We start from the raw sequence: 21,782 nt of genomic DNA, 5'->3' as shown, positions 1-21,782 counted from the left end.
ACACCTTCGTGTGCCCTGCTGCCGCCCCCGACACCGGGCGGCCCCACCAGCGGCCCGCAGCCCACAGCGACACCCACTGAGGTGCTCCAAGGATTCCGGACAGACCACTCGCTAGGGTGGTAACAGTCCGAAGGAGATAGAAACATGCCGAAAGGTTCCAGGCGTAGGTTCAGCCAGGAGTTCAAGGACGAGGCTGTGCGCATGGTCCTCGATGGCCCCCGTACGATCGCCGAGGTCGCCAGAGAGTTCGGCGTCCACGACACCACGCTCGGCAATTGGGTGAACACCTACAAGCGAACGCGTGCGGAAGAAGAACCGCACTCCCTCAGTGGCCCCGAGCGCGCCCGGTTGCGTGAACTCGAGCGGGAAAACTCCGAGCTCCGCGAGAAGCTTTCCTTCTTGAAAAAAGCCGCGGCCTTCTTCGCGGCCGAGAACAATCGGTGACCGCGAAGTTCGAGTTGATCGACGCGGAGAAGGCCAACCATAAGATTGTGAAAATGTGCGACTGGCTGGAGGTGTCCCGCTCGGGGTATTACGAGTGGCGCGACCGGCCCGCCTCGGCGACCGCGCAGCGTCGCGACCTGCTCCAGGACCTGATCGCGGGCATCTTCTACGAGCACGAGGAGGTGTACGGCTACCGGCGCGTCCACGCCGAGTTGCTGCGCCGCGGTGAGCGCTGTTCGGCTGAGCTGGTACGGGTGCTGATGCGCGAGCTGGGCCTGCTGCCGGCGCAGGTGCGGCCCTTCACGCCGAAGCTCACCGAGCAGGGCGCCTTCCGGGGCATCCCCGACCTGGTCAGACGCGATTTCACCGCCGTCCGGCCCGGCGTCAAGCTGGTAGGCGACATCACCTACATCCCGACCTGGGAGGGGTTTTGCTACCTGGCCACGGTGATCGACTGCTACAGCAAGGCCGTGGTGGGGTGGGCGATGGCCGATCACTACCGCACCGAGTTGATCACCGAGGCGATAGAGAACGCGGTACAGGCCTTCACCATTGAAAAGGACGCGATCTTCCACTCCGATAGAGGGTCGAACTACACGTCCGATGAATTTGGTGCCGCACTGAAGAGGTTGGGTATTCGGAGGTCCGTTGGCCGTACCGGCATATGTTACGATAACGCCATGGCCGAATCGTTCTTTTCGGCGTTGAAGAACGAGTGGCTGAAACGGTATGTTTTCACCAGCCGGGCGAAGGCTCGCCGAGCCGTGATCCGTTATATCGAGGGCTTCTACAATCGGCGCCGACTTCATTCATCTGTTGGTTACCGGACGCCATTCGAAGTCCTCGACGAGTACACAGCACTTCAGTCGGTGGCGTAGCTCACGGCCGCAGATTCCGCTGTCCGGAATGATCTCAGCCCCTCACACGCCCACCGCGAGGCCTGAGCCGGAGGTGACCTTGGATCCCCGGCCGACCTTCGATCCGCAATCCCTCACCGCCTCGCGCGCACGCGCGTAGGGGCTCCCGAAACTCCCACGCCTTCCTCCCCTCTCCCCTCGCCCCTTGACGGCTCGTCGCCGGCGCGCGGCCGACTGTCCGGTCCGGAGCGGACGAGCGCCAGCGAGGACGCGCCGGACCGGACCGACGGTAAGCGTCGGCCACCCTTCGGGCCGGGGGCGAGAGGGGACCTGCGACGCGCGGTGCTGATTGGCAGGGTTCCAGCGACGTTATTTGTCAGGGGCAGCTCCTACCTCAGCTTGGGGTTGTTGCTCGGCATCGTTTCGTTCATACAGGGACAGCTGCCTGGTGCCGAAGGACCAGTGGGCTGTTCGGTGGAATCGCACGTCTTTCTGCAGCTCTACCGCGTTGCCGTAGCTCTTCGCCCCTTCTACCACCCAGATACGAGACAGCCCCGTAGCCGCGTGATGAAGTCGGTCGGGTGGAAGCTCGCCGAAGAACCGGTCGGCGTGCAGACTCCACGTGTCGAGCCGGGCGACGGAGTCGGGATAGGGAAGCGTCGACATCCAGTTACCGGCGGGAACGTAGAGCACGGCGTCACCGGGTCGGGCTCCGTCTCGCAGCGTGTGAGCGAGGGCGCGAAGGTTGTCAGGTCTGCTGAGCGACTCCCGAATGGCCACCTGTGACGGCCCCGTGAGCGCGGTGAGTACGGCCAGTAAAGCCGCGGGGATCAGATACGTGGCGGCAGGCATCCTGTGGGCAGTCCAGGTGGCGATGCGGGCCATTCCCACTCCGGCTGCCAACGCCAGGGCCGCGACGCAGTGCAGCACATAGCGCGGATAGAAGATCGGCTGACTGATCAAGGAGATGGCGACCATGAGGCCACTCGGAACCACCAGCCACGGCAGGGCCACGATCCGAACCATCGGCCGGATCGGTGCGCCCATGCCCAGGACGGCGAGTGCCGTGATCGTCACGATCACCGCTGGGTTCCCCCCGAACACGAGCCATCCCAGATGCCTGGCCGTGGCAAGACTGGGCCGGGGAAGCCAGGAAACCAACCCGAACTGCGTCCAGGCCACCAGGGCCAGTGGTGCCGTCAGCGCACACGCGGCCGCAGCCGAGACGATCCAGCGCACCCACGCGCCACGCGGGTGGCGACAAATCAGCATGACCGCGTGGGCGGGCAGGATGAACAGGGCGTACAGATGCAGCCATGCGGTGATCACCAACATGATCGTGTAGACCGTCCATAGCCGCAGACGGCGGCGACCCTGGTCGGCATCGATCGCCAGCACCAGAAGGTAGGTGGCGCCGATCACCAAAGCGCTCACCAGTGCGTACTGGCGAGCCTCTTGGGCGTAACGACTCACTACGGGCAGCAACGCGTAGATCAGACCGGCGAACAGCCCCGTTGCGGGTGAAGCCACACGTCGGCCGAGCGCCGCCAGGACGGCTGTTCCCGCGGTGGTGGCGACCACGGACGGAAGCCGCATCGCGGTCTCGCCTGTGCCCGCAATCGAGGAGACAAGGTGAAGTAGTACGTAGTAGAGGCCATGCACCAGGTCCATATGGCGTAAAACAGTGGGCAGATCCGCCAGTGGACGACTGGCGATCGATACCGATACTCCTTCATCGGCCCAGTAGGAGGGACCATCGATCCGCCACAGGCCAAGAACCATCGCGATCACAGCCGGGACCACAACGGTCAGTACGGAAGCGCCAGGCGCCCGCATCCTCAACATGTCCCCCGAACCAAGCGGGCGCCGAACCGGACACGCCCGCCAGTCGGCACCTCACACCCCGATGAAGCGACCCCACTCAATGTGGCGATCCGCTACCAAGATCAATAAAGTGGCACCTTGGGACAATACAGACTTGAGGACCTCCCGGCTGCCTATTTCTCCGGATTGCCCTTTTACTTCCTCACGCTATTTCATCCTGATGATCGTTAATGGAGAAAGGTGCCTCCGACCTGCGATGATCGGATTGCCTAGATCACGAGATCGCAGAGAACGGATGCACCTCACAGGCGGTCACCTATAAAACAGACCCCCATCCGTCCCCGGGCCGCGTGACTGAGCACGCGGTCCGGGATGTGGCTCATCGCGTCATGCGGAGGCCGCGTCGGAGTGGACTCCCTGGTCAAGCAGGGCGTTGATCATCTCCTGGAGTTGGTCGCGTCCGACGGTGCCGAGTGCGCCGGTCAGGGCCTGGGCGAGCTTGCCGAACGGGTCGTCCATCGGCAACTCCTTCACCTTCTCGGCCAGTTCCTCCACGCTCCACAGCCCGTCTTTGTGGATGTGGCCACCGAGGGACCAGCCGTGGTTGACCGCGACCGTTCCGCCCCGTACCGACAGCACCTGGCCGGTGAGCGGGCAGGTTGCGCTGGCCAGGTAGGCGGCAACAGGCGCACTGGCGGCTGGGTGCAGTGGGTCGAACCGGCCCGCTGGCGGTTCCTGGCTCATGCCTGGAACGGCGAGAGTGAGGCGGGTGCGGACCATCGAGGGCGAGATGCAGTTGACCCGCACGCCGTACCGGCCGAGTTCGAGGGCGGCCACGGTGGTCACCGCCGCGACCCCGGCGTTGCCCGCCGCGTAGGAGACCTGCGCGGGCAGCGGGTTGAGCAGCCCGGAGCCGGAGGAGGTGTTGACCACGGCGCGGTCGGCGTGGGCCCCTGCCTGATACCGGTCGCGCCAGTGGCGGGCCGCCCAGTGCGTCACCGCGAAGGTGCCCTTCAGCTTGACGGCCACGACGTCGTCGAAGTCCTCCTCCGACAGGTCGGTCAGGCCCATGTTCCGTTCGATGGTCGCGTTGTTGACCACTACATGCAGGTCGCCGAAGGACTCCAGGGCCGTCTCCACCATGCGGCGGGCGCCGTCCCAGTCGGCGACGCTGTCGGTGTTGGCCACGGCCTGTCCGCCGCGGGCAGTGATCTCTTCGACGACCTTCGCGGCCACGCCGGCGTCGCCGCCCGTGCCGTTGATGGCGACGCCGGGGTCGTTGACGACGACCTTGGCGCCTTCGGCGGCGAAGAACAGCGCCTCTTCCCGCCCGATGCCGCGCCCTGCTCCGGTGATGAGGACGACGCGTCGGTCCAGACTTCCCATGGATGATCACCTTTCATTGACTGCAGTCTATGTAGTGATTCACAGTATGCATCAATTCGGAAGATGAACTAAACTGCCCTGCGTGATGGAAAAACACGGACTGCGGGAGCGCAAGAAGCTGCGCACCCGGCAGGCACTGATCGAGGCGGCGGTGCGCCTGTTCGAGGACAAGGGCTACGACCAGGTGACCGTGGCCGAGATCGCCGACGCCGCGGAGGTGTCCCCCCGCACCTTCTTCCTCCACTTCCAGGCCAAGGAGGATGTGCTCCTGGCCAATGCCGACGTGCGCGTCGATCTGGCGCTGCAGGTGATCGCCGAGCGCCGCGCCGGGGAACGGCTGCCCGAGGTGTTGGTGCGGGCGATGGACCAGATGATCGCCAACACCTGGGACAGCGACCTCCCCAGCGGGCTCGCGGCACTGCGGGCACGGCTGGCGGCCTCGGTGCCGGCGCTGCAGGCCCGGCTGCTGCAGCGTTACCTCACCGCGCAGGCCGAACTGGCCCAGGCGCTGCAGCGGGCATTCCCCGACAGACTCGACACGATCACCGCCTCCGCCCTGGTCGGCGCGATGGTGGGCGCGATCAGCGCATCCGCACTGACCGCGCTGCAGCGCGGCGACGGACCCAACGAGGTACGGAACGCCATGCGGCAGGCCATGGCCTTGGTGGCGCAATCCGTCTCCTGACCCTGTCCATCCCAGCCATGATTCGTTCAGAACTGCGCGATGAGCCGCCAAATCTCCTGTGAGCTGGGATTTCGATGCGCCCCGTGCCGGGCCTCCCGGGCCCCACGCCGAGGCCGGTGTAGCTGGTTGATCAGGTGTGTGATCCTGACGGTGACGACACCGACGATGAGGATTGACCGGGCCTCACCCGCCTTGGCCCGTTCGATCAACGCCTCATCCGTCTTGATCTTCGCGCTGGACTCCCGGGCCGGCACGGACTGGTCGAACGGCATCACCACCTCATCGACCTGGTGGATCGCAGAATGCGACCACTCCCCGGTTGGCCCGGTCCCGGTTACCGTGAAGCCATGAACAGGCCCGGCGCAGGGGTGGAGCCATCGCCGCCGCTGGCGCAGTTGACCGTGACCGCGCGGGAGAAAGCCGTGCGGCGATTTGGGATCTTGCAGCCTCACCTGGAAGACACCATCGCTTTGTCCGAGGTCGCCCATACAGGCAAGATCTTGGTACGGACGGCCCGGCGGTGGGTGGCGCGCTACCGCCGGGGTGGTCTGGCCGCTGCCTGGCCCACGAGGGCCGCAAGCGCTACGCCGATGTCTTCGAGCTGATCGGCCGCCGGGAGGTGGACGCGCCGAACGCCAGCTGGCAGGCCGACCAAACCGAGCTGGATTTCTACATCCTGACCGAGGACGGCACCCCGGCCAGGCCATGGCTGACGCTGATCATCGACGAATACTCCCGGGCGATCGCCGCCCACAGGCTGAGCCTGGAGGCACCCAGCGCCATAGGCGCCGCCTTGACGCTGCGGCGGGCAATCTGGCGCAAGGGCGACCCACACTGGCAGGTCTGCGGGATCCCTGCGGTCTTCTACACCGACCGCGGCTCCGACTTCACCTCGGCGCACCTGGAACAGGTCGCCGCCGACCTGAAGATCCGCCTGGTGTTCTCCCTGCCCGGTCAGCCGCGCGGCCGCGGAAAGATCGAGCGACTGTTCGCCATCGTGCACCAGATGTGCCTGTCGACGCTGCCCGGCTACGCGCCCGCCAGCCTGCCCGACCGCGCTGGTCAGGCCCAGCTGAGCCTGACCCAGCTCGATGAGGCCCTGAACACCTGGATCGTCGGCCACTACCACCTGCGCGTTCATCCTGGAACCCGCCAGCACCGGCCGCTCGCTGGGCGCAGGGCGGATTCCTGCCGCAGATGCCCGACTCCCTAGAACAGCTGGACCTACTGCTGCTCACCGTTGCCAAGCCCCGCAAAGTACACCCCGACGGCATCCACGCGTTCGGCCTGCGCTACCTGGACCCCACGCTGGCCGCGTTCGTCGGAGAAAGCGTCGTCATCCGGTACGACCCCCGCGACCTGGCCGAACTGCGGATCTTCCACCGCGGCGTCTTCATCTGCCGGGCGATCTGCTGCGAGTTCGCCGACACCGTGCGCGGCTCCCGCTACATCGGCCTGTGCTACGGCCCCGCCGGCGTCAGCAAGACCTTATCGGCCCACTCCTACGCGCGCTGGCCGGAACAACGCCCACTGCTGGAGATGCCCCACGCCCTGGCCGACTGGTTCCACGTCGGCGCTAACCGGCCCGACTGGCACGCCGTGCTCTACACGCCGCTGATCAACACCCCGCCCGGCCGGGCCCTTACGGACCTGACCGGCTTGACCAACCGCCATGCCATGGTCCGCGCCCGCGACATCGACGCCCCCAAGCGCGAAACCAACCTCCACGGTGCCAGCCTCTACACCGAACTCGTCATCATCGATGAGTCCGAACGGCTCACCACCCGCGCCCTTGAGCAGGTCCGCGACTTCTATGACCGCAGCAGCCTGGGGCTGATCCTCATCGGCATGCCCGGCATCGAAAAGCGCCTGGCCCGCTATCCCCAGCTCTACAGCCGCATCGGCTTCGTCCACCACTACCGCACCCTGGCCGCCGACGAACTCGCCACCGTCCTGACCACAGCCTTCGCCCGCCTTGGCCTGGGCATCCCCGATGCCACCACTACCGAGGCCATCGCCGCGATCAACCGCACCACCGCAGGCAACTTCCGGCTGGTCACCCGGCTTCTGGAACAAGCCGAACGGGTGATGAAACTCAACGACGGCGTCGATCGAATCACCGCCGAGGTCATCGACGCTGCCCGCGATGCTCTTGTCATCGGAATCAGCTGACCACCCGCTGCTGTCCGTGACGTACGCGGCCAAATAATGTTGCAGATTCCCGGCCAAGCTGCGTTGCAGGTCACACGGCCGCCCCGCTCCTCACGTGCCCGCGCATAGGGGTGTCGCGAAAGTCGCGAAATCAACGTCGCCCGAGGACCGCCACGCCCTACGGTGAGCGGCCATGCCCCTCCCTCCGCTGTCGTCCGATCTGCCCGCCTCCGCCCAGCAGCTCGGCGCCGCCCTGGCCGCCCTCGGCCTGTACGACGCGAACACCGCCGACGAGCACGCGGCAGAGGCGGCCCGGCTCAAGCGGGGACGGCCCCTACCGGATGCGGCTGGCCAACGCCTTGCTCGGCGCCGTGCAGATCGAGGCGATGCTCACCGAGACCGCCGCCACCGACACCGAGGGCCTGGCGGCCGCGCACCGCCGGCAGTTGGCGACCGCGGGCGTCGCCGATGACGCCGAAAAGCTGACGGGCTTCTTGCGCTGGCAGGCGCTGCGGGTGGCCGGCCCCTTGAAGCTCATCGCCCAGGATGGGGTGCCGGTAAGAAATGTGTCATGAGCCCCAAACAGCGTTGATCTTGTGGCTCATTGATCCAGGACCGCCGGGCGGTAGACGTCAGGTATGACGGGCTGTCTGATCTCGGTGTCGGCGGGCAGCACGGATTTCGGCGTCTGCGATCTTGTCATCGAGCAGCGCATACAGCTGGATGGTCTCGGTGGAGACGCCGGCGTTGATGAGTTCGGTGGCGTGGGCGTGGCGCAGTTGGTGGATGTCGATCTCGACGCCGACGGCGGCGCAGTAGGTCTGCCAGCGATGGTGGGCGGCGTCGTAGGACAGCGGCCCGCCGGTGCCGTTGATGCTGGCGCGGAGCAGCGGGCCAGCGGTGTACGCGAACCCGAGCGGGGCCCCTCTCCGCAACACCGCGCCAAGCGCTATGGCGCCGCCGGTCGTGTAAAAAAACTTTGACATGATGTCCAGGGCGCTTTACATTGATTGATGTCAGCTTTGTTTTACATGAGGAGCGGGCATGGCCTTCGAGGAAAAGCGCGCCTGGGTGATGATCGTGGTCTCCGTCGGCGCGTACACGATCTACGTGGTGACCATCCTGGGCCGGGTCGGCGAAGGCTCGCTCGCCGACGTCGCCTACGCGGGAACTCTGCTGTGGACCATCGGTGGCGCCATCGTCGCCGCGATCGTGGCCCACATCGCGATGGCTATCGCGGGCGGCCGTGGCGCCGACCGCACTGACGAGCGCGACCGTGAGATCAACCAGGTCAGTGAGCGCATCGGGCAGTCGATCGTCGTCATCGGCGCGCTCGCCGTACTGGTCATGGCCATCGCCGAGCTGCGCCACTTCTGGATCGCCAACGCCGTCTACCTGGCGTTCGTGCTGTCCTCGGTGCTCAGCTCGTTTGCCAAGATCATGGCGTACCGCAAGGGCGGCTTCCAGACGTGGTGAAGCCGACGCAGGTCACCAACGCGATCCGGGCCCTGCGGTTCGCGCACGACGAGATGACCCAGGCCGAGCTGGCCGACCGGGTCGGCGTCACCCGCCAGACCATCATCGCGATCGAACAGGGTCGCTACTCCCCCTCGCTGGAGATGGCGTTCCGCATCGCCCGGGTGTTCCGGGTCGGACTCGACGACGTCTTCCAGTACCCCGACACCGAAGGAGACCCCTCATGAGGGCGATCGTCCAGGACGAGTACGGCCCGCCGCACATGCTGAGCCTCGGCGAGGTCCCGATCCCGACGCCCGGAGCCGACGATGTGCTGATCCGGGTACACGCGGCCGGCGTCGACTACGGCGTGTGGCACATCATGACCGGGCTGCCGCTCATCGGCCGCCTCGGCTTCGGCCTGCGCCGGCCCCGCAACCGCGTGCCGGGCATGGACGTGGCCGGCGTCGTGGAGTCCGTCGGCGCCAACGTGACCGCGTTCCGCCCCGGCGACGAGGTGTACGGCGCGGCGACCGGCACGTACGCGCAGTTCGCGCTCGCCCGCCCGGGCAAGCTCGCCCGCAAGCCCGCCAACCTGAGCTTCACCGAAGCGGCGGCCGTACCCGTGTCAGGGGTGACCGCGTTGCGGGCCGTCGGCCAGGTCGCCGCCGGCGAGAAGGTGCTGGTCATCGGCGCCGGCGGCGGAGTGGGCAGCTTCGCGACGCAACTCGCGGTCGCCGGCGGCGCCCACGTCACCGCCGTGTGCAGCACAGCCAAGGCCGACCTCGTCCGGTCACTGGGCGCCCAGGCCGTCATCGACTACACGCGCGAGCCGCTCACCGGGACATACGATCTGATCATCGACATCGCGGGCATCCGGCCGCTGGCCCTGCTGCGCGGGCTGCTCACCGAGCGCGGCCGGCTCGCCATCGTCGGCGGCGAGGGCGGCGGTCGATGGTTCGGCGGGCTCGGCCGGGTGCTGGCCGTCCGGCTGATCACCCCGTTCACGCGCCAGCGCCTGGAGGCGCGGATCGCGCTGACCCGCACCGCCGACCTGGACGCGCTGCGCGACCTCATCGAGGCCGGGACCGTGCGACCGGCCGTCGGGCGCACGTACTCCCTGGCGGAGGCCTCCACCGCGGTGGGTGACCTGGCGGCGGGCAACGCGCCCGGAAAGCTCGTCATCACGGTTGAGTGACCCCGGGGCGCCGGGATCAAGGTCCTGCGGCGAGTCTTGGCAGAGAGGTGCATCCGATGACGGTCGACAGGACCCGGCCGTCGTGGATGACCATGTCCCGGCCGGTCAGAGACTTGCCGCGCACCGGGAAGCGCTGCCCGTCCGAGGACGACATCGTGCCGCCGCCGAACCTCTTGGCCAGTTCCAGCGTGTAGTGGTGGTTGACGATCACGGTGTCGGCCTCCCGCACGTACCACTCCTGCGTCCAGGCCAGAGTGTCGCAGAGCAGGCCCTTATCCAGTACATGCCGCCGAACTGGACGGCGTAGACCTCGTGGTTGTACAAGTGGTTTCTGGCTCCAGTCGGAGAACTCGGGGCCAACTGAGGTTCGCCAAATCAACCGGAGACCGGGGGTGTCCAGTTAACGGCGTGCGCCGAAAACCGTACAGTCCCCGCCCTGGCCGTTGTCATCGCCTGGGGCCGCTTCGGCCCTTATGCCTTCTGACCTCTGCCGCGTTCTAGAGAGCCATCAGCAGCCGTTGAGGGCGAGGACGGCGCCTTTCGATACAGCGTCTTCTCCCTCAGATGCACCTCCCGGCGAGCGATTAGCCGCTCGATGGCCATGCGCGAACGGACCGGGGTTTCCGAGTCTGGAACCGTCAGCCGCTTGGTCCACGCCGGGACCGTCGGCGCTTCATGGCCGCGCTCGCGGCACCATCCCAGCCAGGACAGCACCGACGCGCGGCGGGCGTTCCCGGTGTTGACCGCAGCGGTGCCCCACAGCACTTCCAGAGCCTCGCCGAGCCGCGTCGCCGTCTTGCCCACCCCGATCCCGGTACAGGCTGCCCGCCAAGGCTCCGCCGCCGACCAGCCAGATATCCTTGCCCTCCTGGTTCTTCAGCTCGCGCACGACCGCGGCGGGATCGCCGGAGACGACTTGGACGGCCGGATCGAGGCTTGCGGACAGGGTGCGGGAGAAGACGATGTGACGCAGGTGCGGGTAGGCGTCGGTGAACCCGGCCTTGAGCCCGACCTCGTAGGAGTGCCGTCCTTCCAGCACGGTGTCGAAGCGGGTGCCTGGGGCGGTGACGCCCAGGGCCTGGCGCGCCGGGCCGGGCAGGGTCTCGGGGTACTCGGCGACGATGTACTGCGCGTAGTCGTCGGCGATCGGCCAGAACCCTCCCGGGCCGGTCGGGTCGGCGCCGTCCGGACCGGCGATGAAGCCGTCCACGCTGGAGGCGACGAAGTACACGAGCTTGCGTTTGGTCATCGAACCAACTTTCATCAGATACCTCCGAGGAGACCCCCGCCTTCAGGCGGGGGGAGGAGTCGGGCTCCTGCGGAGCAGGACAGGGGCAGGCGATTCGCCGCCAGGCGGACCGCCGTACCGAACACACGCACGATCCTCAGCTGATCGCACGGTATGGTGTGAGGCGTGGCGCAGATCGTGAAGCGGGCCTACAAGTACCGCTTCCACCCGACCCCCGAGCAGGCCGGCGAGCTGGCCCGGACGTTCGGCTGTGTGCGCCTGGTCTACAACAAGGCCCTGGAGGAACGCACCCGCGCCTACACCCTCCAAGGGCGTCGCGTCTCCTACGTGGAGTCCTCCGCCCGGCTGACCGAGTGGAAGCGCGGCGGTGCCTACGACTTCCTGTTCGAGGTGTCGTCGGTGCCGTTGCAGCAGGCGCTGCGCCATCTGCAGGCGGCGTTCTCCAACTTCTTCGCCAAGCGTGCCAGGTACCCCACGTTCAAGTCCCGCAAGAAGTCGCGGGCGAGCGCGGAGTACACCCGGTCGGCGTTTCGCTGGCGTGAGGGCGCACTGACGCTGGCGAAGATGGACGCGCCGCTGGCCATCGTGTGGTCGCGTCCCCTTCCCGAGGGCGCACAGCCGTCCACCGTCACCGTGAGCAGGGACGCGGCGGGCCGCTGGTTCGTGTCCCTGCTGGTCGAGGAGAAGATCAGCCCTCTGCCGCCGGTCGAGCAGAGCGTGGGGGTGGACGCGGGCATCACCGCACTGGCGACGCTGTCGACCGGGGAGAAGATCGTCAACCCGCGTCACGAACGAGCCGACCGGCGCAAGCTGGCCAAGGCCCAGCGGGCGCTGGCCCGTAAGGAGAAGGGGTCGAACAACCGGGCCAAGGCGAGGCTGAAGGTCGCCGGGGTGTACGCCCGGATCGCCGACCGCAGAAGGGATCACCTGCACCAGGTCACGACACGGCTTGTTCGCGAGAACCAAGTGATCGCCGTGGAAGACCTGACCGTCCGTAACCTGGTCAAGAACCGCTCGCTGGCCCGCGCCGTCTCGGATGCGTCCTGGCGGGAGTTGCGCTCCATGCTGGAGTACAAGGCCCGGTGGTACGGGCGCACGCTGGTAGCGGTGGACCGCTGGTTTCCCAGTTCGAAGCTGTGCTCGGCGTGCGGCGCGATCCAGCGGTCCATGCCGTTGGGGGTTCGCGAGTGGGTGTGTGCCTGCGGTGCCGCCCATGACCGGGATGTCAACGCCGCGAAGAACATCCTCGCCGCCGGGCTGGCGGAGAGGTAAAACGCCTGTGGAGCCGGTGTAAGACCTCAACGAGAGTCCTCTCGGGCGGGCAACCGGCGGTGAAGCAGGAACCCTCACGGGCGACCGTGGGAATCCCCCTCGTTTACGAGGGGGAGGATGTCAATTCAGGAACAGGTGGAGCGGAGCGCGACGGCGTCGCGGGAGGCCATCGTGTCGAGAAGTGCGGTACCACGTCGCTGGAGCAGTCTCAGGGTGAGGACGGGGACCACGGACAGGACGGTCACCCACCACAGGCCGCCGGCTCGCGCCGATGACGCCGGGCAGGATGGCGGCCGGCAGGACACTGGAAAGACCGTCATCTGCCCGCCGGTCGGATCGCCCGGATAGACGCGGTCGCGGGCGCCGGCGCCCACGGCCGGCATCACGAGCGCCAGCAGCGGCGCGATGGCGCAACCCACCGCCGCTGCGGCGACCGCGCCACCGACCGGCGCTATAGCGCAGCACCTCGGTGGCGGTCAGCCACTCAGGCAGGGATCTCCGTCCATCATGACGCCGAGCTGCGCGAGCGCCGCCTCCCGATCGGCCCGCAGGTCGTGGCCGGCGATCGTGATCGAGCCCGAGGTCGGTTCCCGTAACCCGCACACGGCTATCAGGGTGGTGGTCTTGCCGGCCCCGTTGGGGCCGACGATGCCGTAGCAGATCCCCGCCGGACCCTCAGGCTGAGCCCGTCGACGGCGCAGACGGAGCCGAAACGCTGGGTGAGGTTCGCCACCTCGATGGCAGGGACGGAGAGGTCGAGCACGGACGTCCTTCCTGGGCAAGTCTTACGCATATATTGGAACGGCACGTGTCGTGCCGTTCGCCATTCTGGGCGCGCGCCGCCGCATCTGTCAAAACGGCACGTGCCGTGCCGATAGAATGACGCGGTGACCACCAGTCAGGATCGAGCCACCGCCCGCACCAGGGCGATCATGCAGGCCACGCTCGCGCTAGCCCAGGAGGCCGGCTACACCAAGCTCAGCATCGAGGCGGTCGCCGCCCGCGCCGGTGTCGGCAAGCACACGATCTACCGCCGCTGGCCCTCGAAAGGCCTGCTGTTCCTCGACTCGCTCCTGTCGCTGAACGAGCCCGTCCTCGACTACCCCGACACCGGCGACATCGTGGCCGACCTGCGTCGGCAGATACACGCAGCGGTCGATTTGCTGGCCAATCCGCCGTGGGGCCCGCTCTTCCAGGCCTTGGTGGGCGAAGCTCAGTACGACCCCATGGTCGCCTCCGGCCTGAACGAACGTTTCATCCGCCCGCAGGAGGACAAGACCGTCGCCCGCCTACGGGCGGCCAAGGAGCATGGGCAGATCTCGCCCGATTTGGATCTCGACCTGGCCATGGCGATCCTGTCCGGTCCCCCGTACTTCAAGCTTCTGATCACCCAGGAGCCGCTGACGCATGACTACGTCGATCGCTTAGTCGAAGTACTGCTCGCCGGGATGAAACCGAGGACTTGAGACAGAATGGACAACGCGAAAGGCGTTCCTCACGCTCAACATCGTGCAGGGTGAGTCGTCGAGGAGGTCCAGACCGAGCTTGGGGCCGTGTGTCCGGGCGGCGGCAAGGTCGTCAGCGTCTTGTCGCTCCTGCATCCGCGCCGTGGTCGTCGGCGCCGGCGACGGCCCCCGCCCGGGGGCTGCTCGATCGCCTGGTAGCCGGTGGCGACCGCCTGCCACTCGTCCTGGGACAGGCGATACGCGCATCGCGAGGACTTCTCTGAGCGTCCCTGAGACGCTCGCACCCTTCCGCCGCAGCGGTCGCCGATGCCGGAGAACGCCTCTCCCGACACCGCGCCTCCACCGCACTCCGCCCCGGCTCGGGAGGTACAGGCATCGAGTGTGCTGCGACCGCGCCTCGATGACGTGGACCCGGACCCGCCCGGGGGCGACTTCACCGCTCTCGCCGTGGCTGGGTGGGCGATCAGAGCAGGCTGGCGGGGATTGGCTGAGGACGTCGGCTACGCCACCACGGCACAAGCTGGACCACGCCGAACGCGACCTCGGCGATGAGGAACAGCCACAACAGCCGCGTGGCGCCGTGGGCCAGTGCGTATGCCTGCCATGCTGCGAACAGCATGCGCGCGGCGCCGTCGAGCAGTCCGTGCACCGGTAGTGGCCTGACGATGCGCAGAAAGGCCCAGACCACGACGACCGAGCCCATCAGATTCGCGTACAGGGTCTGCATCGGGTCGAGTGCCGGCAGGGCGCCCAGTATGACCAGGGACACCATCCGGTTCTACGAGAAGGTCGGCCTCGTCGCAGGTCGACGGCTGGCCAATGGTTACCGTGACTTTCCTCCCGAGACGGTGGCCTGGCTGCACTACGTCCGCACGGCGCAGACGCTCGGATTCTCACTGGCGGAGATCCACAGCAGGTTTCCGGCGGTATCGGTGATGGCGAGGAAGAGCAGACCGTGTGTTTTGTGCTTGCCTGAGTAGTTTTTGCGGTTGTCGTTCCCGCTGCGGCGCCGGGTACGGATCAGGGTGCCGTCGATCAGAACGGCCTCACCGCCGGCTTTGGTGATCTTTTTCAGGGCGCGGTCCGGGCGCGGCGCCCGCGCCGCCATGTCTCCGGGGACTACGCGCTCCAGAGCGGCCACTCACTCGACGACATCCGCCTCACCACCGCCCTGCCCCTGTAGGAGTGATTCAGGCGATACGGGTCAGGCGGACGAGGGCGCTGGTGTGGTCGGTGCCCGGCAGTTCGAGGGGCAGGCCATGCGCCAGGAGGACGGCCCCATGATGGACGGCCCCCGTGTCGTCGTCGCGGTAACGGGCGTCCGGGTCCAGGCCGCGCAGCCGCAGCGGGACGGGCGGGGCCCCGAAGCGGGAGGAGAGCCGCCAGGCGAGCACGACCACCCGGTCGTCCGCGACGTACTGCGCGCCGGTCAGCGGCGGCTCCCCCAGCCGGTGGTGAACGCCGTGCTGGACGACCGGGCGGATCTCCTTGTAGATCGCGACCAGCTCCGCCGCCTCCGCCCGCTCGGCGGCGCTCCACCGCGACAGGTCGCCGCCCACGCCGAGCACGCCGGCCATCGCCACGTGGAAGCGGAACCGGAGCGGCAGCTCCCGGCCGGTCAGGAAGTGGGGGCTGTCGGTCACCCAGGCCGCCATCGTGCGGGTGGGATAGATCTGCCCGTACCCGTGCTGAATCGCGATCCGGTCGACGGCGTCGGTGTTGTCGGAGGTCCAGGCCTCGTCGGTGCGGCGCAGCACACCGAGGTCGACCCGGCCTCCGCCGCCCGCGCACGCCTCGATCCGCAGCCGGGGGTGGTCGGCGCGCAGCCGGTCCATCACCTCGTAGACGCCGCGCACGTGCTCGATCCACACCCGGCCCGGGTCGCCGGTCCCGGGCCGTCCTGCCTCGGTGAAGGCCCGGTTCATGTCCCATTTGAGGAAGTCGATCGCGTGGCCGGCCACCAGCCGGTCCAGCCAGTCGTGCGCCCACGCGGCCACCTCGGGCCGCCCGAAGTCGAGCACCAACTGGTTGCGCAGCAGCGTGCGGCGCCGGTCCGGCTGACGCAGCACCCAGTCGGGATGGGCGCGGTAGAGGTCGCTGTCCGGATTGACCATCTCCGGCTCCACCCAGATCCCGAACCGCATGCCGAGCCGGTGCACCTCGGCGATCAGCCCGTCCAGCCCCGCGGGGAACTTGCCGGGGTTCGGCGTCCAGTCGCCGAGCCCGGCCTCGTCGCTGTCGCGCGCGCCGAACCAGCCGTCGTCCATGACGAACAGCTCCGCGCCGACCTCGGCCGCCAGGCCCGCCAGGCGCTTCTGCCCCTCCTCCGTCACCGCCCAGCCGGTCGCCTCCCACGAGTTGTAGAGCACCGGACGCGACTCGGAGGCGGCGGGCAACACGTGCCGCGCGATGTAGGCGTGCCAGGACCGGCTCGTCCCGCCGAACCCGTCGGGGCGGTACAGGCCCGCGAACACCGGCGTCTCCAGCGTCTCGCCCGGCTCCAGCCGCCAGGTGACGCCCTCATGGCCGAACCCGCCACTCCAGCACAGGCGTTCGGCGGGCGAACGATGCAGCGTGATCCGCCAGCTCCCGCTCCAGGCCAGCGCGGAGCTCCACACCTCGCCGTGCTCCTCGCCGGCCGCGCCGTCATCGATCATGACCCACGGATTGGCGTGGTGCCCTGACACACCCCGCCGGCTGGTCAGCACGGTCTCGCCCCCGGGCGCGGCGTCGCGGCGCAGCCGGAACTCGCTCCCCCACGCCCCGGTCACGTGGCTCAGCCGGTAGGCCGCCAGGTGGGGAACCGCCCACGAGGCCGAGTCCGCGCGCAGCAGCTCGATCGGCGCGCCGTCCCCGGTGTGCCGCAGCACGGTCCACCGCTCCAGCACGTCGACGTCCGCGTGCACCCGGTAGTGCAGCTCGACGGCGAGCGGATGGCACCGGTCGCGCAGCAGGATCGTCAGGTGGCCGCCGTCCACCGCGTGCCCCTCATACCGCCACTCGATCTCCTGTCCGCCGCCGGGGAAGCGGACCTGGAGCGCGGACGGCCCGAACCCGGTGACGGGCAGCTCCGCCCTGTCCGCCCGCGGGTGTTCGAAGCTGCTGTCCGCCGGGTCGCGGAACCGCGGCACCGCCGCCGCCTGCTCCAGCGTCAGCGGGCGTCCCCAGTGCACGTGCCGCGGCGTGCCGTCGTCGTCCAGCCCCAGCGCGTACGCGGTCGTCGGCGTGCTGAACAGCCAGATCCGGCGCTGGGGGTCGTACTCGATCACGGTGGGGCACTCCTCGTGGGGGGCGGCGTCGGTCCGGGGAAATGTAGCGCCGATCCGCGCCGAATTAAATTCTTGACGAAGTTAATTAGTAAACCCTACGGTAACTCGCATGCCGAGAAGCCAGGGCTCCGGGGCGCCCATCACCAGTCCCGCCGCCAGCGCGGTGTTCACCATGGTCCTCACCCGGGGCCCGGTGAGCAGGGTCGACGTGTGCCGGCTCACCGGCCTCTCGTCGGCGGCGGTGACCAAGGCCGCCCGCCCCCTGATCGAGGCGGGCTACCTGCGGGAACTGGCCCCCACCGAGCGGACGGCGCCCGGCGCGGGCAGGCCCGCCAGCCCGCTGGCGATCACGCCCGAGCGCGAGTACTTCATCGGCATCAAGATCACCGGTGATGACCTCATCGGCGTGGTCACCGACCTCGGCTCCCGGATCGTCGCCGCACGCCACCACGCCGTGCCCGGCTTCGACGTGCGGACCGACGCCTCCGCCTCCCCCATGGAACCCGCCGACGTGGTCACGGCCCTCGCCGCGACCGTCGCCGAGCTGCTGGACGAGCAGCCCGGATTCCGGGAGCGGACCCACCGGCTCGGCGTCGCCATCTCCGGCGACGTCGACCGCGCCGCCGGGATCGTGCGCTACTCGCCCTTCCTCGGCTGGCGGGACGTCCCGCTCGCCGCCCTTCTGAAGGAGGCCACCGGGCTCACCACCACCCTGGAGAACGACGTCAAGGCCCTCGCCACCGCCGAGCAGTGGTTCGGCGCGGGCGTCGGCGCGTCCTCCTTCGCGCTGGTCACCATCGGCACCGGCATCGGCAGCGCATTCGTCGTCAACGGCGGTCTCGTCTCGGGCGCGTTCGGCGTGTCCGGGGAGATCGGCCACGTGCCGATCGGCATCGACGGACCGCGCTGCCACTGCGGCGCGACGGGCTGCCTGGAGGCGCTGGCCTCCACCCAGGCACTGCTCACCGAGGCTCGCCGCGCCACGGGAGTGGACGACCTCACCATCGACCAGGCGGTCGATCTGGCCCGCTCGGGCGACCGTGTCCTCCGCAAGACCTTCGCCGTCGCCGGCCGAGCCATCGGCCTCGGCCTGGCCGTGGTGGCGAACCTCCTCGGCCCGGAGAGCCTCGTGGTCTCCGGCGAGGGACTCGACGCCTACGACCTGTTCGAGGAATCGATCCGCGAGGCGTTCTCCGCCCAGGCGTACGGCAGCGCGGCGCGGTGCGGCCTCATCATCCGTCCGCTGCCGTTCGAGGAATGGGCGCGCGGCGCTGCGGCCGTCGCCGTCCAGTCCCTGGTCACATCCTCAGGCTAGGGAGCGTTCGCGGATCTCCGCCACGGCGAAGCCGAGAGGATCCGCGCATCACGACCTGGCACCGTCTCCGGGAACGCAGGCCCGCCTCATGGGCCGACGCGCGCCCGGCCCCAGGAAGGAACCCCCCAATGAGCACTTCCCTGACATCCCGCCGCGCCTTCTTGGGCGGCTCGCTTCTCTTCGTCGGCGGCGTGGCGCTCGCGGCGTGCGGCGCGGACGACGCCGTCAAGGCCGGCGCCAAGGTCACGCTGCAGCAGTGGTACCACGCCTACGGCGAGGCCGGCACCCAGCAGGCGGTGATCCGGTACGCCAAGGAGTACACCAAGGCCAACCCGGACGTCGCCATCAACGTCACCTGGATCGCGGGCGACTACTCGGCCAAGCTCCACTCGACGCTGCTCACCCCGAAGGCGCCCGACCTGTTCGAGATCGGCGACTTCCTGTACATCGACGTCAAGAACGGCCTGCTCGCCCCGCTCGACGACCTCGTCAAGGGGCAGGAGGCCGAGTACGCCGAGGCGACGCTGGCGCCCGCCATGGTCAAGGGCAGCCACTACGGCCTGAAGATGATGAACGACGCGATGGTCCTGTACTACCGCAAGAGCATCCTGGAGAAGGCCGGGATCGCCCCGCCGCAGACCTTCGCCGAGCTGGCCGCCGCCGCCAAGAAGCTCACCAGCCGGGAGCAGAAGGGGCTGTACGTCGGCGCCGACGGCATCGGCAACGCGTCGTACCTGCTGCTCTGGTCGAACGGCGCGGAGCTACTCGACCCCGAGGGCAAGAAGGTCATTTTCAACTCGCCCGAGGGCGTCGCCGCGATCGGCGGCCTCAAGCAGCTGCACGACGACAAGTCGCTGCTGCTGGACTTCACCACCGACTGGGGCGACCCGGCCGCCTTCATCCAGGGCGCCACCGCCATGCAGTGGTCCGGCCTGTGGGCCATGCCCGCCATCAAGAAGGCCCTCGGCGACGACTTCGGCGTCATCGCCTGGCCGAAGTTCGGCGACGCGGGTCAGCCCGTCTCCCGCATCGGCGGCTGGTACGCGGCCGTGAACTCCAAGAGCAAGCACGTCGAAGAGGCCAAGAAGTACCTCAAGTGGCTCTGGATCGAGCGGACCGATCTGCAGAAGGACTGGTGCGTCAGCTACGGCTTCCACGTCCCGGCGCGTAAGAGCGTCGCCGCGCAGACCACCGAGTTCTCCTCAGGCCCCGCCAAGGAGGCCGCCGACGTCCTGGCGAACACCAGCAGGGCCTACTCGAACCTCTGGAACACCGCGATGGACACCGTTTTCGCGCAGGCCGTCGTGCAGATCGCCAAGAGCGGCGGCGACGCCAAGACGCTTTTCGACGAGGCCGCGGTGAAGTGCCAGGCCGAGCTCGACAAGCAGCTGGCCTGACATGTCCGGCACAGCGACAAGCGGGCGGGCGGCCACGGCCGCCCGCCCGGCCGCCGTCCAGCCGTCCGGCCGCCGCGGCCGGACGGACTGGCGGGCCGTGGGTGCGTTCACGCTGCTGATCGCGCCCATGCTCATCGGCCTCGGCCTGTTCAAGTACGTAGCCATCGGCTGGAGCTTCCTGCTCAGCTTCAGCGACGCTCGCGGCACCGTCGACCTTGGAGCCTGGGTAGGCCTGGACAACTACCTGTACCTGCTCCAGGATGAGGCCTTCCGCTCCTCGATGAGCGGGATCATCCTGTTCACGATCTTCATTGTGCCGGTGACCTTCGGCTTCTCGCTCGCGATCGCGGTGCTGCTGCACGGGATGCGCCGGGGCCGGGCCTTCTTCCGCACCAGCTTCCTCATCCCGGCCGCCGTCTCCTACGTCGTGGCAGCCTTGATCTGGAAGATGAGCCTCTTCAACGGCCTGCCGTCCGGCGTCGCCAACACCATCGGCGGCCTGTTCGGCTGGGACGTCATCTCCTGGATCGCAGGCGTCGACCCGCCCCTGTACTGGATCGTGATCATCACGGTCCGCCTATGGCTCCAGGTCGGCCTCTACATGATCCTTTTCCTGGCGGGCCTGCAGGCCATCCCGATTCACCTGTACGAGGCGGCGGCGCTGGACGGGGCCTCCCGGTGGGCGCAGTTCCGGCACATCACGCTGCCGATGCTGCGCAACACCTCGGTGGCGATCCTGATGCTGATCCTGATCGGCGCGTTCCAGGCCTTCGACGAGTTCTACAACATCTTCACCACCACCACCGGCAACGCCACCGCCCCGGTACGGCCCCCGCTGGTCGTTCTGTACGACACCGCGCTCAAGGGCCAGGACTACGGTGTGGGCTCGGCGGGAGCGTTCATGCTGACCATGCTGATCGTCGTGGTGACCCTGCTGCAGGGCCGTGTTGTCGGATTCGGCCGGAAGGACTGACATGCGCAAGACCAAGCGCACTCCGGCGAAGATTCTGGCCTACCTGGTCGTCGGCGTCGCCGCCGTGCTCTTCCTGGTGCCCTTCTACTTCATGCTCCGCGGCTCGCTGATGACCAGCCTCCAGATCACCGATCCGGACTGGCACTGGCTGCCCGACCCGTTCAGCCTGCAGGGTTTCATCGACGTGTTCGAGGACCCGTCCGTGCCGATGGCCCAGGCGCTCGGGAACTCCTTCGTCATCGCGATCATCACCGCGCCGGTCTCCACCCTGCTCGGCTCGATGGCCGGCTACGCCCTGGCCCGCATCCCGGTACCAGGGCGCGGCGCGGTGATGTCCTTCATCATCGTGACCCTGATGATCCCCGCCTCCGCCACGTTCGTGCCGACCTTCGTACTGGTCAGCGCGATGGGCGGGGTCAACACGCAGTGGGGCATCATCGCGCCGGGCCTGTTCAACGCCTTCTCGGTGCTGCTGTTCCGCAACTTCTACCTGAAGTTCCCGCAGGAGATCGAGGAGGCCGGCCGCCTGGACGGCCTCGGCCACCTGGGCGTGTACTGGCGACTCGCCCTGCCCAACTCGGGCGCTCTGCTCGCCTCGCTGGGCACGCTGTCGTTCATCGAGAGCTGGAACGCCTTCCTCTGGCCCCTGGTCGTCGGCCAGGAGCCGGAGTCGTGGACCGCCCAGATCGCGCTCTCCACCTTCCTCACCTCGCAGGCGATCAACCTTCCCGCGCTCTTCGCCGGCGCCGTCGTCACCATCCTCCCGCTGGTCGTGGTCTTCCTGGTCGCCCAGCGTCACATCGTCCAGGGCATCGCCGCCACTGGCATGAAGGATTGAGCA

General features: G+C 68.2%; 25 protein-coding genes and 1 pseudogene. 15 read left to right on the top strand and 11 right to left on the bottom strand.

The window, feature by feature from the left end:
* The first annotated feature begins 144 nt into the window (after window positions 1–144).
* Window positions 145–1,322, top strand: a protein-coding gene (locus tag ACQP0P_RS24410) for an IS3 family transposase (RefSeq protein WP_433358989.1) whose coding sequence is annotated in 2 segments (ribosomal slippage) — window positions 145–403 and window positions 403–1,322 — 1,179 coding nt in all. Because the reading frame shifts where the segments join, the coding sequence is not laid out codon by codon here.
* A gap of 348 nt (window positions 1,323–1,670) precedes the next feature.
* On the opposite strand, the gene ACQP0P_RS24405 is transcribed toward ACQP0P_RS24410, so the two are convergent.
* On the bottom strand, window positions 1,671–3,083 hold the full coding sequence (locus tag ACQP0P_RS24405; RefSeq protein WP_433382050.1) for a glycosyltransferase family 39 protein: 1,413 nt from the start codon (window positions 3,081–3,083) through the stop codon (window positions 1,671–1,673).
* A gap of 429 nt (window positions 3,084–3,512) precedes the next feature.
* The gene (locus ACQP0P_RS24400; RefSeq protein WP_433381379.1) at window positions 3,513–4,511 is read right to left on the bottom strand and encodes an SDR family NAD(P)-dependent oxidoreductase; all 999 of its coding nucleotides are present in this window, start codon (window positions 4,509–4,511) and stop codon (window positions 3,513–3,515) included.
* 85 nt (window positions 4,512–4,596) lie between these two features.
* On the opposite strand from ACQP0P_RS24400, the gene ACQP0P_RS24395 reads away from it, so the two are divergent.
* Entirely contained in the window at window positions 4,597–5,196 is a 600-nt protein-coding gene (locus ACQP0P_RS24395) for a TetR/AcrR family transcriptional regulator (RefSeq protein ID WP_433382047.1), read from the top strand.
* A 26-nt stretch (window positions 5,197–5,222) separates the two neighbouring features.
* On the opposite strand, the gene ACQP0P_RS24390 is transcribed toward ACQP0P_RS24395, so the two are convergent.
* Entirely contained in the window at window positions 5,223–5,684 is a 462-nt protein-coding gene (locus ACQP0P_RS24390) for a hypothetical protein (RefSeq protein ID WP_433381376.1), read from the bottom strand.
* A 32-nt stretch (window positions 5,685–5,716) separates the two neighbouring features.
* Between ACQP0P_RS24390 and ACQP0P_RS24385 the strand changes: the two genes are divergently transcribed.
* The 3 genes from ACQP0P_RS24385 to ACQP0P_RS24375 all read left to right on the top strand — a co-directional run bounded on the left by ACQP0P_RS24385 (window position 5,717) and on the right by ACQP0P_RS24375 (window position 7,922).
* Window positions 5,717–6,409 (top strand): DDE-type integrase/transposase/recombinase, encoded by a 693-nt coding sequence (locus ACQP0P_RS24385; protein WP_433381373.1) that lies wholly within the window; start codon window positions 5,717–5,719, stop codon window positions 6,407–6,409.
* Window positions 6,394–7,368, top strand: coding sequence for a Mu transposase C-terminal domain-containing protein (locus tag ACQP0P_RS24380; RefSeq protein WP_433381370.1), 975 nt, complete (start codon window positions 6,394–6,396; stop codon window positions 7,366–7,368). The genes ACQP0P_RS24385 and ACQP0P_RS24380 overlap by 16 nt, the downstream gene beginning before the upstream one ends.
* A 320-nt stretch (window positions 7,369–7,688) precedes the next feature.
* Window positions 7,689–7,922 (top strand): DUF6245 family protein, encoded by a 234-nt coding sequence (locus tag ACQP0P_RS24375; RefSeq protein ID WP_433381367.1) that lies wholly within the window; start codon window positions 7,689–7,691, stop codon window positions 7,920–7,922.
* A gap of 57 nt (window positions 7,923–7,979) precedes the next feature.
* Here the strand turns inward: ACQP0P_RS24375 and ACQP0P_RS24370 are convergent, their stop codons facing one another.
* The gene (locus tag ACQP0P_RS24370; RefSeq protein ID WP_433381364.1) at window positions 7,980–8,333 is read right to left on the bottom strand and encodes a tyrosine-type recombinase/integrase; all 354 of its coding nucleotides are present in this window, start codon (window positions 8,331–8,333) and stop codon (window positions 7,980–7,982) included.
* Between the two features lie 58 nt (window positions 8,334–8,391).
* Here ACQP0P_RS24370 and ACQP0P_RS24365 point away from each other — a divergent pair, with 58 nt between their 5' ends.
* From ACQP0P_RS24365 to ACQP0P_RS24355, 3 genes are read left to right on the top strand one after another with little or no spacing between them, the layout of a single operon-like run.
* On the top strand, window positions 8,392–8,823 hold the full coding sequence (locus tag ACQP0P_RS24365; protein WP_433381361.1) for a hypothetical protein: 432 nt from the start codon (window positions 8,392–8,394) through the stop codon (window positions 8,821–8,823).
* Window positions 8,817–9,050, top strand: coding sequence for a helix-turn-helix transcriptional regulator (locus tag ACQP0P_RS24360; protein ID WP_433381358.1), 234 nt, complete (start codon window positions 8,817–8,819; stop codon window positions 9,048–9,050). The genes ACQP0P_RS24365 and ACQP0P_RS24360 overlap by 7 nt, the downstream gene beginning before the upstream one ends.
* On the top strand, window positions 9,047–10,000 hold the full coding sequence (locus tag ACQP0P_RS24355; protein WP_433381355.1) for an NAD(P)-dependent alcohol dehydrogenase: 954 nt from the start codon (window positions 9,047–9,049) through the stop codon (window positions 9,998–10,000). The genes ACQP0P_RS24360 and ACQP0P_RS24355 overlap by 4 nt, the downstream gene beginning before the upstream one ends.
* 16 nt (window positions 10,001–10,016) lie before the next feature.
* Here ACQP0P_RS24355 and ACQP0P_RS24350 read toward each other — a convergent pair whose 3' ends face one another.
* Window positions 10,017–10,229 carry a Tn3 family transposase gene (locus ACQP0P_RS24350; protein WP_433381352.1) on the bottom strand — a complete coding sequence of 71 codons (213 nt, stop codon included), beginning with the start codon at window positions 10,227–10,229 and terminating at the stop codon, window positions 10,017–10,019.
* A 444-nt stretch (window positions 10,230–10,673) separates the two neighbouring features.
* Entirely contained in the window at window positions 10,674–11,249 is a 576-nt protein-coding gene (locus ACQP0P_RS24345) for a dihydrofolate reductase family protein (RefSeq protein WP_433381349.1), read from the bottom strand.
* Between the two features lie 165 nt (window positions 11,250–11,414).
* Here ACQP0P_RS24345 and ACQP0P_RS24340 point away from each other — a divergent pair.
* A pseudogene (locus tag ACQP0P_RS24340) lies at window positions 11,415–12,607 on the top strand (RNA-guided endonuclease InsQ/TnpB family protein); the annotation flags it as partial.
* 39 nt (window positions 12,608–12,646) lie between these two features.
* On the opposite strand, the gene ACQP0P_RS24335 reads toward ACQP0P_RS24340, so the two are convergent.
* Together ACQP0P_RS24335 and ACQP0P_RS24330 are read right to left on the bottom strand one after the other, a co-directional pair.
* Window positions 12,647–12,940 (bottom strand): hypothetical protein, encoded by a 294-nt coding sequence (locus ACQP0P_RS24335; protein WP_433382571.1) that lies wholly within the window; start codon window positions 12,938–12,940, stop codon window positions 12,647–12,649.
* Between the two features lie 57 nt (window positions 12,941–12,997).
* On the bottom strand, window positions 12,998–13,303 hold the full coding sequence (locus ACQP0P_RS24330) for an ATP-binding cassette domain-containing protein (protein WP_433381346.1): 306 nt from the start codon (window positions 13,301–13,303) through the stop codon (window positions 12,998–13,000).
* 105 nt (window positions 13,304–13,408) lie between these two features.
* On the opposite strand from ACQP0P_RS24330, the gene ACQP0P_RS24325 reads away from it, so the two are divergent.
* On the top strand, window positions 13,409–13,987 hold the full coding sequence (locus ACQP0P_RS24325; protein WP_433381343.1) for a TetR/AcrR family transcriptional regulator: 579 nt from the start codon (window positions 13,409–13,411) through the stop codon (window positions 13,985–13,987).
* Between the two features lie 463 nt (window positions 13,988–14,450).
* Here the strand turns inward: ACQP0P_RS24325 and ACQP0P_RS24320 are convergent, their stop codons facing one another.
* Window positions 14,451–14,756: a hypothetical protein gene (locus tag ACQP0P_RS24320; protein WP_433382568.1), complete on the bottom strand. Its 306-nt coding sequence runs from the start codon at window positions 14,754–14,756 to the stop codon at window positions 14,451–14,453.
* Between ACQP0P_RS24320 and ACQP0P_RS24315 the strand changes: the two genes are divergently transcribed.
* On the top strand, window positions 14,653–14,967 hold the full coding sequence (locus ACQP0P_RS24315) for a MerR family transcriptional regulator (protein WP_433381340.1): 315 nt from the start codon (window positions 14,653–14,655) through the stop codon (window positions 14,965–14,967). The two genes, ACQP0P_RS24320 and ACQP0P_RS24315, sit on opposite strands and share 104 nt — an antisense overlap.
* Here the strand turns inward: ACQP0P_RS24315 and ACQP0P_RS24310 are convergent.
* Window positions 14,850–15,128, bottom strand: a complete 279-nt coding sequence (locus tag ACQP0P_RS24310; protein ID WP_433382566.1) for a hypothetical protein — start codon at window positions 15,126–15,128, stop codon at window positions 14,850–14,852. The genes ACQP0P_RS24315 and ACQP0P_RS24310 overlap by 118 nt on opposite strands.
* A gap of 49 nt (window positions 15,129–15,177) precedes the next feature.
* Window positions 15,178–17,256 carry an alpha-galactosidase gene (locus tag ACQP0P_RS24305; protein ID WP_433381337.1) on the bottom strand — a complete coding sequence of 693 codons (2,079 nt, stop codon included), beginning with the start codon at window positions 17,254–17,256 and terminating at the stop codon, window positions 15,178–15,180.
* Window positions 17,257–17,365: 109 nt separating this feature from the next.
* Between ACQP0P_RS24305 and ACQP0P_RS24300 the strand changes: the two genes are divergently transcribed.
* The 4 genes from ACQP0P_RS24300 (at window position 17,366) to ACQP0P_RS24285 (ending at window position 21,779) form a co-directional block, all read left to right on the top strand.
* Window positions 17,366–18,571, top strand: coding sequence for an ROK family protein (locus tag ACQP0P_RS24300; RefSeq protein ID WP_433381334.1), 1,206 nt, complete (start codon window positions 17,366–17,368; stop codon window positions 18,569–18,571).
* 128 nt (window positions 18,572–18,699) lie between these two features.
* Entirely contained in the window at window positions 18,700–19,968 is a 1,269-nt protein-coding gene (locus tag ACQP0P_RS24295; RefSeq protein WP_433381331.1) for an ABC transporter substrate-binding protein, read from the top strand.
* Between the two features lies 1 nt (window position 19,969).
* Window positions 19,970–20,941, top strand: coding sequence for a carbohydrate ABC transporter permease (locus ACQP0P_RS24290; RefSeq protein ID WP_433381328.1), 972 nt, complete (start codon window positions 19,970–19,972; stop codon window positions 20,939–20,941).
* A gap of 1 nt (window position 20,942) precedes the next feature.
* Window positions 20,943–21,779: a carbohydrate ABC transporter permease gene (locus ACQP0P_RS24285; protein ID WP_433381325.1), complete on the top strand. Its 837-nt coding sequence runs from the start codon at window positions 20,943–20,945 to the stop codon at window positions 21,777–21,779.
* Window positions 21,780–21,782: the final 3 nt, after the last annotated feature.

It is taken from the genome of Streptosporangium sp. CA-115845 (assembly GCF_050943795.1).
In the GTDB taxonomy this organism is placed as follows: Bacteria; Actinomycetota; Actinomycetes; order Streptosporangiales; family Streptosporangiaceae; genus Streptosporangium.
Note: the sequence above shows the minus strand (reverse complement) of the source record. Positions and strands in the feature narration are given on the sequence as shown.